The organism is Cupriavidus sp. R6-3 (genome assembly GCF_059772245.1).
Window position 1 is genome coordinate 1 of record NZ_JCBAJO010000166.1, and the last position, 10,430, is coordinate 10,430.

The 10,430-nt window shown below is 68.7% G+C and carries 8 protein-coding genes; 2 read left to right on the forward strand and 6 right to left on the reverse strand.

What is annotated here, in order from left to right:
• On the reverse strand, window positions 1-1,484 hold a 1,484-nt coding region (gene flhF, locus AC6EI8_RS19760; RefSeq protein WP_498382676.1), incomplete at its 3' end, for a flagellar biosynthesis GTPase FlhF.
• A gap of 577 nt (window positions 1,485-2,061) precedes the next feature.
• Between flhF and AC6EI8_RS19765 the strand changes: the two genes are divergently transcribed.
• Complete coding sequence (locus tag AC6EI8_RS19765) at window positions 2,062-4,290, forward strand: hypothetical protein (RefSeq protein WP_498382677.1); 2,229 nt, start codon at window positions 2,062-2,064, stop codon at window positions 4,288-4,290.
• A gap of 87 nt (window positions 4,291-4,377) precedes the next feature.
• Here the strand turns inward: AC6EI8_RS19765 and flhA are convergent, their stop codons facing one another.
• A complete protein-coding gene (gene flhA / locus AC6EI8_RS19770; protein WP_149319453.1) occupies window positions 4,378-6,465 on the reverse strand; it encodes a flagellar biosynthesis protein FlhA in 2,088 nt (695 codons plus the stop codon).
• The gene (gene flhB, locus AC6EI8_RS19775) at window positions 6,462-7,604 is read right to left on the reverse strand and encodes a flagellar biosynthesis protein FlhB (protein ID WP_150084627.1); all 1,143 of its coding nucleotides are present in this window, start codon (window positions 7,602-7,604) and stop codon (window positions 6,462-6,464) included. Before flhB ends, flhA begins: the two co-directional genes overlap by 4 nt.
• A gap of 397 nt (window positions 7,605-8,001) precedes the next feature.
• On the opposite strand from flhB, the gene AC6EI8_RS19780 reads away from it, so the two are divergent.
• Window positions 8,002-8,715: an F-box protein gene (locus tag AC6EI8_RS19780; protein WP_498382678.1), complete on the forward strand. Its 714-nt coding sequence runs from the start codon at window positions 8,002-8,004 to the stop codon at window positions 8,713-8,715.
• 16 nt (window positions 8,716-8,731) lie between these two features.
• On the opposite strand, the gene cheZ is transcribed toward AC6EI8_RS19780, so the two are convergent.
• The 3 genes from cheZ to AC6EI8_RS19795 all read right to left on the reverse strand — a co-directional run.
• Complete coding sequence (gene cheZ / locus AC6EI8_RS19785; protein ID WP_149319450.1) at window positions 8,732-9,370, reverse strand: protein phosphatase CheZ; 639 nt, start codon at window positions 9,368-9,370, stop codon at window positions 8,732-8,734.
• Window positions 9,371-9,380: 10 nt separating this feature from the next.
• The gene (gene cheY, locus AC6EI8_RS19790; RefSeq protein ID WP_006577576.1) at window positions 9,381-9,776 is read right to left on the reverse strand and encodes a chemotaxis response regulator CheY; all 396 of its coding nucleotides are present in this window, start codon (window positions 9,774-9,776) and stop codon (window positions 9,381-9,383) included.
• A gap of 82 nt (window positions 9,777-9,858) precedes the next feature.
• A partial coding sequence (locus AC6EI8_RS19795; RefSeq protein ID WP_498382679.1) for a chemotaxis protein CheB occupies window positions 9,859-10,430 on the reverse strand: 572 nt, incomplete at its 5' end.

A 10,430-nucleotide genomic window follows, 5' to 3' on the forward strand; every position in this document is an offset into this window, starting at 1 on the left:
CCAAGCCACAGCGTGTGTTGCCACGGCTGCGGCGCGCGCCGGCCCGGTACCGCGCAGGGCAGCGTCACCGAGGCGGACAGCACGAAGTGTTCGCAATGGCGGCTTGCGTCCTGGCAGATCGCATCGCGGACCTGGCGTACCAGCGGACGCAGCTCGGCCTGCGCCGCGCGGCTCGCCCACAGCTCGCGCAGCAGCGCAAAGCCATAGGAGCCGTCGCGCAGTGCGTTGACGCAGGCGCCCACGGCGTGGCCGCTGTCCGCGATCGAGCGCAGCACGTCGTGCGCTTCGTTGCTCGCGCCCCGGCACGCATCGGCGGCGTCGTCCGCACCTTGAGCAGCCAGCGCACGCCGTGCGGCCTGCGCGTCGGCGAACACCGAACCGCGCCGCGGCATCAGGAAGGCGCGCTCAACCAGCGCGTCGCCGCGCGCCAGTTCCAAGTGTTCGGGCACGCGCTGGCCGGTCGAGGCGTAGAACACCGGCAGCCGATGCCGGATCACGACATCGAGCACCGAACCCAGATGGGTGGCCTCGTCGAGCTTGCTGATGATGCAGCCGTCGATGCCGGCGCCCGGCGCGGCGTCGTGGCGGTAGGCGTGCACCACCTCGTTGAGCGTATCGCCGTGGCTGGCGCCGTTGAGCAGCAGCACGCGCTGCACCGGCGCGGGCGCGTCCGCCAGCATCGCGATCTGCTCGGACAGATTGCGGTCGCGCTGGCTCATGCCGACGGTATCGATGATGACCAGATGCTTCTGCGACAGCGCGCCCAGCGCGAGGCGCAGGTCGGACGCGTCCTTGACCGCATGCACCGGCACGCCAAGGATGTCGCCATAGATGCGCAGCTGCTCGTGCGCGCCGATACGGAAGGTGTCGGTGGTCAGCAGCGCCAGCTTGTCGGCGCCGTGCTTGAGCACGAAGCGCGCGGCCAGCTTGGCGGTGGTGGTGGTCTTGCCGACCCCGGTGGGCCCGACCAGCGCCAGCACGCCGCCCTGGCCGAACAGCGCGTCCTCGTCGGCCAGTACCGGCACCTTGCTGGCGATCTCCTGGCGGATCCAGCCCATCGCGGCCGGACGGTCGTAGCCGGCCGGCAGCCGCGCCAGCAGCGTGCGCGCCAGTTGCGCGGAAAAGCCCGCGCCGACCAGCCATTCGAACAGCGACTCGCGCAGCGGATCGGCGGCGGCGGCCGGCACGGCGGGAACCGCGATGCCCGACAGTTGCCGCTCGATCAGCGCGCGCATCGATTGCAATTCGCCGCGGATGCCGTCGATGTCTTCCGCGGCCGCGACCTGGATCGGCTCGCGCACCGGCGGCTGGAACCGGGGCGCGCTGTCGGAGATCGCACCGAGATCGGTATCGCGCATCGCCACGATTTCCACGCCGCCGTCGACGGTGCGGTTGGACAGCACCACGGCGTCCGGCCCCATGGCTTCGCGCACCTGGCGCAAGGCTTCGCGGCCGGTGGCCGCCACAAATTTGGCTACGCTCATGTCTTGCGACCCTTGATTCAGTGGGTTCCCGCGGCAACGCCGGTATGGCAACGATTCCGATCTTCCGGTGGTCCGGCTCCGGTACGGTGGGCCGGAACAACGTCTTGCGCGGCGGCCATGTGCCCGCCGGCAAGCAAGCGGTTCGGATCGAGGTGAACGGTCGGCCGTCCCGCTTTCCCTGCGCCGGTGTTTCGGTGCACCGGCGAATCGGCGGCCGTGGGGCGACTCTCGTGTGGTCGCCGCGCGCCGCTCGGCGAAGCGGCAGCCTGCCCCTTCGACGTCTCGATTATCCGAGCGGGGGCATGGCGCTATTAGGGCGAATAGGCGGGGGATTGCGGCGCTATTTGGACGATGACGGTGCCGCCGGCCGGGCGAATCGCGGCAGCACGGTCTGATTACCGGTTAACGGCAGCCATGCGGTTTTATTTCGCCCACGATGGCTGGCAGGCGGCAAGGAAGGCTCTCCGTTGCGTCGACAGCGCGGATCTTTTTGGAAGTGGTGACCGTTCGCCCCTGACAGACTCGCTGCTTTTTCACGATTCCCGCCGATCGACCGCTCGATCGCGACCAGCCCGCCATGCCGCTCGATACCTCGCCCCCCTTGTCCGTCCGCCCCTGCGATTCGACACCGCGCGACTGCCTCCCGACTGCCACCGTGCCATCCGGCGTCATGCGGGCCCACAGGCGTGGCGCCGACGATCTGCGGCTGGTGTTGCTGCCCACCGAGATCCTTGTACGCATCGCCGGCTACCTGCGGCCGAATGCGGCGCTGGCCCTTGGCCGCGCCTGCTGGCCGATATTCGAGGCGTTGCGCCGCGACGTCATCGAGCCGCTGCGCCTTGGCGAGCGGATCCGCTGGATCAACAGCCTGACCGGCGTCCAGGGCGCGATTCGCGGCGTGCTGGCGGCGCCGGCGGAAAGCCGCCCCGCCTTGTTCCATGCCGTTGCCCAGCGCGCGCAAGCCTTGCACCCCCTGCTGACGGAACCGTCGGGCGAGCTGCTGGCGCCCCAGCTGCAGGCGTGCGCCAGGCCTTGGTGGGATGAGCTCTATGCGGCCGAGGACCCGGCGCGGGAGCGTCTCGCCCAGGCGCGCAGCTGCACGGAGGCCCATGGCGAATTACTCGAGCGGGTGCTCGCCTCGCCGCCGGAGACACGGGTACGCCTGCTGTTGCGGTGGTTCGGCACGGCAGGCACGCCGTTGCCGGCGGTCGGTCAATGGAGCCGTATCGTGTCCGCCTTGCCGCCGAACGCGCGCGGCCGGATGCTGGCCCTGATGGCCAATGGCATACCGAAGCAGGAAGCCGAATACGCGCACGCGCAGGCCATTGTGCTGGCAGCAGTGCGAAACTCGGCTGCTGCCGGCATGCCCTTGCCGGAGGACCACGCCAACGTGCTGGCGAACCTGGCCAAACGGCTGGTCTGGGACGCGCCCCGTGATCAGGCCGCCCGGCTCGCGCAGGCTTGGGACGAGATCGAATCGCTGACGCGCCGCCTTCCGCTGCCCGCGCAGCGAAACGTCCTTGCCGAGCTCACCGAATTCGTGCATCGCGACCATGCCGATCCGGCGGACAGGCCGGCGCAGCTTGCCCCGCGTTGGCAGGCGTTCATCGGCTACGTGGGCTCGCACCTGCCGCCGGCCGACGTCGCCATGATCCTCGGCCGGCTCGCCGAGCATAACCGCCTGGAAGACTACGGCCTGGACGACGACGACGAGGCGGAAGCGAACCAACTGGAAAGACCGATCCGCGAGGCGATCGCGCAGGCTGCCCAGGCGCTGCCCGGGGAATGGCGCGTGACGTTGCTGGCGCGGGTGCTGCGCTACACCCCGCCCGACGACCCGGGAATGGCCGCGCGATGGGATCAGGTGTTCGTCGCCGCCGCGGCCGTGCCGCCGGAGCACGCCGTGGCCGTGTACAGCGACCTGGCCAACGTGGTCGCCTGCCTGCCCATCGACATCCAGGAGAACCGCTGGCATGCGCTGGCGCATTGCGCCGAGACGGCCGTGAACCCGGGGGCCATGCTGCCGGTCCTGTTGGAACTGGCCAGCCACGGCCTGGCGCCGCTGCCGCCCCAGCGCCATGCCGCGCTGGTCCGGATCGGTGTACGGCTGCCTGTGGAGGAGCGCGGCCGCCTGTCCGCCGCGATGGCCACCACGCGCGGCATCACGCCGCACAGGTGGCGCATGCAGATCGCCGAGCTGGAGGATCTGCCGCGTGCCGCCCGGCGAATGCTTGCAAGCAAGCTGGCCACCGTGCTGTTCGACTACCCGGCGCAGGGGGTCTTTGTGCAGGCATCGGATGACGTTGCCGCGGATCCGGGCGAGCTGCTCTGCGCGAGGATGCCTCGCACGCTCGCCGAGGCGCTCAACGCGCTGTCGGAAATGCTGACCCTGCTGCCGCTGGCCCACCGCGGCGCCGTGCTGCTGTCGCTGTCACCGATGCAGGGCCGTTGGGGCGCCGAACAGTGGAGCGTCCCGCGTGCGCGCTGGTTGCTGGAAGAGGCCTTGAAGCTTGCCCCGCTTCAGCACCATGGCATCGGCATCGTGGCCAACGTGTTGCGCGCGGTGGCATTGCGATGCCGCAACGAAGCAGACGCCCGCGCGCTGCTGCCGCTGCTGGAGAGCGCGGTGCGGGCACTGCCGGCCGATGCACGCGCCTCGTCTTCGTTCATGCTCAGTTCGCTGATCGAGCGCCTGCTGAAGGACCAGCCATCGCGCGATCGGTCGCTCGCCGAGATGTGGGCGTTGCCCGCCGAGGACGTCGCCGTTGCGACGGGCTCGCGCAAACGGAAGGGGGCGCCGCAGTGAGCGCCGCTGTGAACGCCGCTGTGAACGCTACGGTGAGCGCGCCCTCGCCTTGATCGGTACCGCCGCGAAACGCGAAACCGGGCGGACTCAGCCCGCGCCGCCGATCATCGCGGTGATGCGGATATTGCGGTTGTCCGGCACCTCGGAATGCGACAGCACCCGCAATTGCGGCATGGTCCGCCGCAGGAAGCGGGACAGCAGCGGCCGCAGCGCATGCGGAACTAGCAGCACCGGATCGAGACCCATCTGCTCCTGACGTGCCACCGCCCCCTGCGCCTGCTGCAGCAGCGCATCGGCCAGGCCCGGCTCGATGCTGCCGCCCGAGTTCAAAGCCTGCGACAGCACGCGCTCCAGGCCCGCATCCAGGCCGATCACCTGCAGGTCGGCGCCGTTCGGGAACCACTGCTGCGTGATCGCGCGGCCCAGCGCCATGCGCACCAGCGCGGTCAGCTCGTTCGGGTCGCTGATCTTCGGCGCATGCTCGGCGATCACATCGAGGATGGTGCGCATGTCGCGGATCGGCACGCTTTCGTCCAGCAGGTTCTGCAGCACCTTCTGCAGCGCCGTCAGCGTGATCGTCTTGGGCACCAGGTCCTCGGTCAGCTTCGGCGATTCCTTGGCGATGCGGTCCAGCAGCTGCTGCACTTCCTGGCGGCCCAGCAGTTCGGCCGCGTGCTGATGGATCAGATGGTTCAGGTGCGTGGCCACCACGGTGCTGGCGTCGACCACGGTGTAGCCGAGCGCCTGCGCCTGTTCCTTGATGCCGCTGTCGATCCAGACCGCCGGCAGGCCGAAGGCCGGATCGCGCGTCGGCGTGCCGGGCAGCGTGCCGCTGACCTGGCCCGGGTCGATCGCCATCCACTGGCCGGGCACGGCCTCGCCGTAGCCGATCTCCACGCCCTTGAGCGTGATGCGGTAGGCGTTGGGCTTCAGTTCCAGGTTGTCGCGGATATGGACCACCGGCACCAGGAAGCCGATCTCCTGTGCCACCTTCTTGCGGATGCTCTTGATGCGGCCCAGCAGTTCGCCGTTCTGCGCGCGATCGACCAGCGGAATCAGCCGGTAGCCGACTTCCATGCCCAGCGGATCGACCAGCGTGACGTCGTCCCAGGTGGCCTCGGTGTTCTCGTTGGCCAGCGCCGGCGCACGTTCTTCGCGCTTGGCGGTCTGCCTGGCCGCCTGCTGGCGCTTGCCGACATAGGTGCCGAACCAGATCAGCGCACCCGCCAGCAGCAGGAAGGCGATGTGCGGCATGCCGGGGATGATGCCGAGCAAACCGATGATGCCGCCGGTGATGTACAGCACGCGCGGATCGGAAAACAGCTGGCCGGTCAGCTGCTCGCCGACGTCCTGGTTGTTCGACACGCGCGAGACGATGACACCGGCGGCGGTCGAGATCACCAGCGCCGGAATCTGCGCGACCAGGCCGTCGCCAATGGTCAGCAGCGTGTAGTTGCGCACCGCCGTCGAGAAGTCCAGGTCGTGCTGCACCATGCCGACGACCATGCCGGCAAAGACATTGATGAACATGATCAGCAGGCCGGCGATCGCATCGCCGCGCACGAACTTGCTGGCACCGTCCATCGCGCCGTAGAAGTCCGATTCCTGCGCGACCTCGGCGCGGCGCTTGCGCGCGCCTTCCTCGTTGATCAGGCCCGCGTTCAGGTCCGCGTCGATCGCCATCTGCTTGCCGGGCATTGCGTCCAGCATGAAGCGCGCGCCGACCTCGGCGATACGGCCGGCGCCCTTGGTGATCACCATGAAGTTGATCACCACCAGGATCGCGAAGACCACGATGCCGACCGCGAAATTGCCGCCGACCAGGAAGTGGCCGAAGGCCTCGATGACCTTGCCGGCCGCGTCGGGGCCGGTATGGCCCTCGAGCAGCACCACGCGCGTGGAGGCGACGTTCAGCGACAGCCGCAGCAGCGTCGAGAACAGCAGCACGGCCGGAAACGCGGCGAAGTCCAGCGGACGCTGCGTGTACATGCCGACCAGCAGCACCATGATCGACAGCGCGATATTGAAGGTGAACAGCAGATCGAGCAGGAAGGGCGGCAGCGGCAGCACCATCATGCCGAGGATCATCACGATCAGCAGCGGCCCGGCCAGTGCCTTCAGCTGGCCGGCGGACTGCCCGCCCGTCAGTCGGAACAGCGAGTTCAATGCATTCATGCGCGGCTTTCCGGTACGGCAAGTTCATCGGGCACCGGCAGGCCGGTCGGGGCCTCGGGCAGCGGCCCGTTGGCGTGGTGCCAGTGTTTCAGTTGGTAGACCCAGGCCAGCACTTCCGCCACGGCGGTGTACAGCCCGGACGGGATCTCGTGGCCCAGTTCGACATGGCGGTGCAGCGCGCGCGCCAGTGGCGGCGCCGACAGGATCGGCACGCGATGCTCGGCTGCCAGCTCGCGAATGCGCGCGGCCACCTCCTCGGTGCCCTTGGCGACCACGCGGGGCGCGCCCATGCGGCCTTCCTCGTAGCGCAGCGCCACGGCGAAATGGGTCGGGTTGGTGACCACCACGTCGGCCTTCGGCACTTCGGCCATCATCCGGCGCCGCGCCATCTGGCGTTGCAGTTGGCGGATGCGGCCCTTGACGTGCGGGTTGCCCTCGCTTTCCTTGTGCTCCTGCTTGACCTCTTCCTTGGTCATGCGCAGCTTCTTGAAGTAGTCCCAGAATTGCCAGGGCACGTCGATGCCCGCCACCAGCAGCAGCGAACCGGCGGCCAGCGCGCAGCACAGCAGCACCAGTTCGAGCAGGCGCAGCAGCGCCTCCTGCACCGGCGCGTTCATCAGCGCCACGGCATCCGGCAGATGGCGCCACAGCACCCAGAAACCCACGCCGCCCACCAGCAGCGACTTGGCGACGGCCTTGGTCAGCTCGACCAGCGACTGCGCCGAGAACAGCCGGCCCAGCCCCTTGAACGGAGACAGCCGGGAGAAATCGGGCAGCAGCGACTTGGTCGAGAACAGCCAGCCGCCCAGCACCATCGGCGCCAGCAGCGCCGCGGCGGCAAACAGCAGCAGCAGGGGCAGCACGCCCAGCAGCGATTCCCAGACCAGCTGCGCGAAGCCGGCCAGCATGCGGGCCGGATCGTGGGCCACGGCGGGCTCGAAGGACAGCGCGGCGCGCATCACGGTATCGAGTTTGCGGCCCAGCATGCCGCCGAGCCCCCACAGGCCGGCCACGCCGGCCATCAGCATCACGAAGGTGCCGAGCTCGCGCGAACGCACCACCTGCCCCTCCTCGCGCGCCTTTTCCAGGCGCCGGGGTGAGGCGGGTTCGGTTTTTTCGAGATCGCTTTCTTCGGACATGGCCGCTCCGTGGCGAAGCGGCATGCCGCCCTTCGACGGGGTCGATTATCGGAGTCGGCGGCGGCGGGTATTAGGCCGAATAGGCGGGGGATTGCGGCGCTATTTGGGCGATGGGATGGGGGGGTGCGCAGCGGAGGCCGGGGGAACGGTCCTGTCAACGAGTTAACGGCAGCGTGCGGGTTTTCTTTTGTGGGCAAGGGCGCAAGCGAGAGCGGTAATGCGGCCGCGATTCGGAAAGACACTCGCGAAGTTCGCCGCTATGGTCGAGGGTTCGATGCCAATGCCGCTCACCTGCCGCTCACCTGCCGCTCCCATGCCGGAGGCCACGGGCACGCGTCGACGTCCGCGCACGGTAGCAACCCACCCCATCGCCCTCCTCATTTCTTCGAGCTTCCCGATGCCTTTCGGTACCTTGTTCCCCTTGCCCGCGCCGCGTTCCACGCCCGACATTCCGGCTCCCCTCTCGTCCGACGCCACTGTCCAGCCGGAAGGCGAAGCCGGCCGGCGGCGGCTGGACGCAATGCCCGTGGAGATCCTGGTCCATGTGGCCCGCTACCTGCGCCGGACCGACGCCTTTGCGCTGAGCCAGAGCTGCCGCGGCATGAACGCTGCGCTGCACCGCGACATCCTCGAACCCCTGCGCCTGGCCGAACGGATTCGCTGGATTTGCGGCGTATCGGCCTTCGAAGCGGCCATCCGGGGCGTGCTGGCCGCGCCCGCCGGCCTGCGGGACGCGCTGTTCCGCAGGCTCGAGCAGCGGGTGCAGCACCTCTATCCCGGGCTGGACAAGCGCGCGCGCACATTGTTGCAGCCGCACCTGACACCGCCGTCGACAATGCCGTTCGACGCCGTGGCGGCCGCACTGGATCGCGCTCGCACGGCCCAGGCCCAGCAACAGAAGACCCCGGTACCGGCCCTCGATGCCTGGCCGCGCCTCATCGAGACATGCCCATCGCAGGATCAGGCCAGTCTGCTGGCGACACTGGCCGACAATATTCCCGGCGATGCCCCGCGCTGGCACCGCTTCATCGATCATGTCGGCGCGCATTTTGCCCCGGACCGGCCCGACGGCACAGCGGTCTCCGGCAAGCGAAAGGACCTGCCGGAATAGCCCAGCGACAGGCCGCTCAGAACCCCAGGCTCGCCAGCAGATCGTCGACCTGCGACTGGTCCGATACCACGTCGTGCTTGCCTTCCGGATTGACCTGCGGTCCGTTCATCAGCGTGGCCGGACCGGCCTCGACGCGGCGCTCGGCCGGGACATTGTCGATCAGCATCTGCAGCAGTTCCTGCTCCAGCGTCTGGATCATGTCCATCATCTTCTTGATGACCTGGCCAGTCAGATCCTGGAAGTCCTGCGCCATCATGATGTCAAGCAGATGGCTGCCGGTCGCGCGGGCCTGCGTCGGCACCTCGGTCAGGAAGGCGCGCGTGTCGAGCACCAGCTCGCGCGCGTCGGCCAGTTCGACCGGCCGTGCAAACCAGTCCTCCCAACGCTTGTCGAGCGCCTCGGCGTGCTTCTCCAGGTCGGCCTGGATCGGCTGCGCCAGCTCGACCGCGTTCAGCGTGCGCTCGGCCGCCTTCTCGGTCATGTTGGCGATGTAGCTCAGGCGATCGCGCGCGTCGGGGATCGCCTGCGCCGCGCGCTCGATCTCCTTGTCCAGGCCCAGTTCGCGCATGCTGTCGCGCAGCATGCGCGTCAGGCTGCCGATGCGCTGGATGATCTGCTCGGCGGACTCGATATTGATATTCGACGTGGTGGACATAGCGGCTGCCTCAGGCCCCTTCCTTGGCGATCTTCTCGAAGATCTTGGTGATCTTCTCGTCCAGCGTCGCTGCGGTGAACGGCTTGACCACATAGCCATTGGCGCCGGCCTGCGCCGCCGCGATGATGTTTTCCTTCTTGGCCTCGGCCGTCACCATCAGCACCGGCGTCTTCGCAATCGCGGGATCGGCGCGAATGCCCTGCAGCATGGTCAGGCCGTCCATGTTGGGCATGTTCCAGTCCGAGACCACGAACTGGAAGCTGCCGTCCTTGACCTTCTCCAGGCCGGCGGCGCCGTCTTCGGCTTCCTCGACGTTGGCGAAACCCAGCTCCTTGAGCAGGTTGCGGATGATGCGGCGCATGGTCGGGAAGTCGTCGACCACCAGGATCTTCATGTTCTTGTCCACTCTACGGCTCCATTACGGTTGTGGATGATTGCGTCTATCCGGACGCGCCGCGCAGGCCAGCCGCGCCGCGTCCGCGTGGTTGTCAAACGCGCTGCGCGCGTGTGCCGAAGGTCGCCAGCCGTGCCATCACGCGCTGGCTCATCGCGGACAGCGGCACCACCTCGTGCGCGCCGCCGGCGGCGATCGCCTCCTTCGGCATGCCGAACACGATGCAGCTCTGCTCGTCCTGCGCCAGGTTGTAGGCGCCGGCCTCGCGCATCCGCAGCATGCCGCGCGCGCCGTCGCGGCCCATGCCGGTCAGGATCACGCCGATGGCGTTCTTGCCCGCATGCACGGCGGCCGAATCGAACAGCACGTCGACCGACGGCCGATGCCGGTTGACCGGCGGGTCCTGCGACAGGTGCGCAACATAGTTGGCGCCGCTGCGCGCCAGCAGCAGATGCTGGTCGCCCGGCGCGATATAGGCGTAGCCCGGCAGCACGCGTTCGCCATGCTCGGCCTCCTTGACCTTGATGCGGCACAGGCCGTCGAGCCGCTGCGCGAACGAGCGCGTGAAGCCCGCCGGCATATGCTGGACGATCAGCACCGCCGGCGCATCGGGCGGCAGCGGCATCAGGAATTCCTTGATGGCCTCGGTGCCGCCGGTGGACGCGC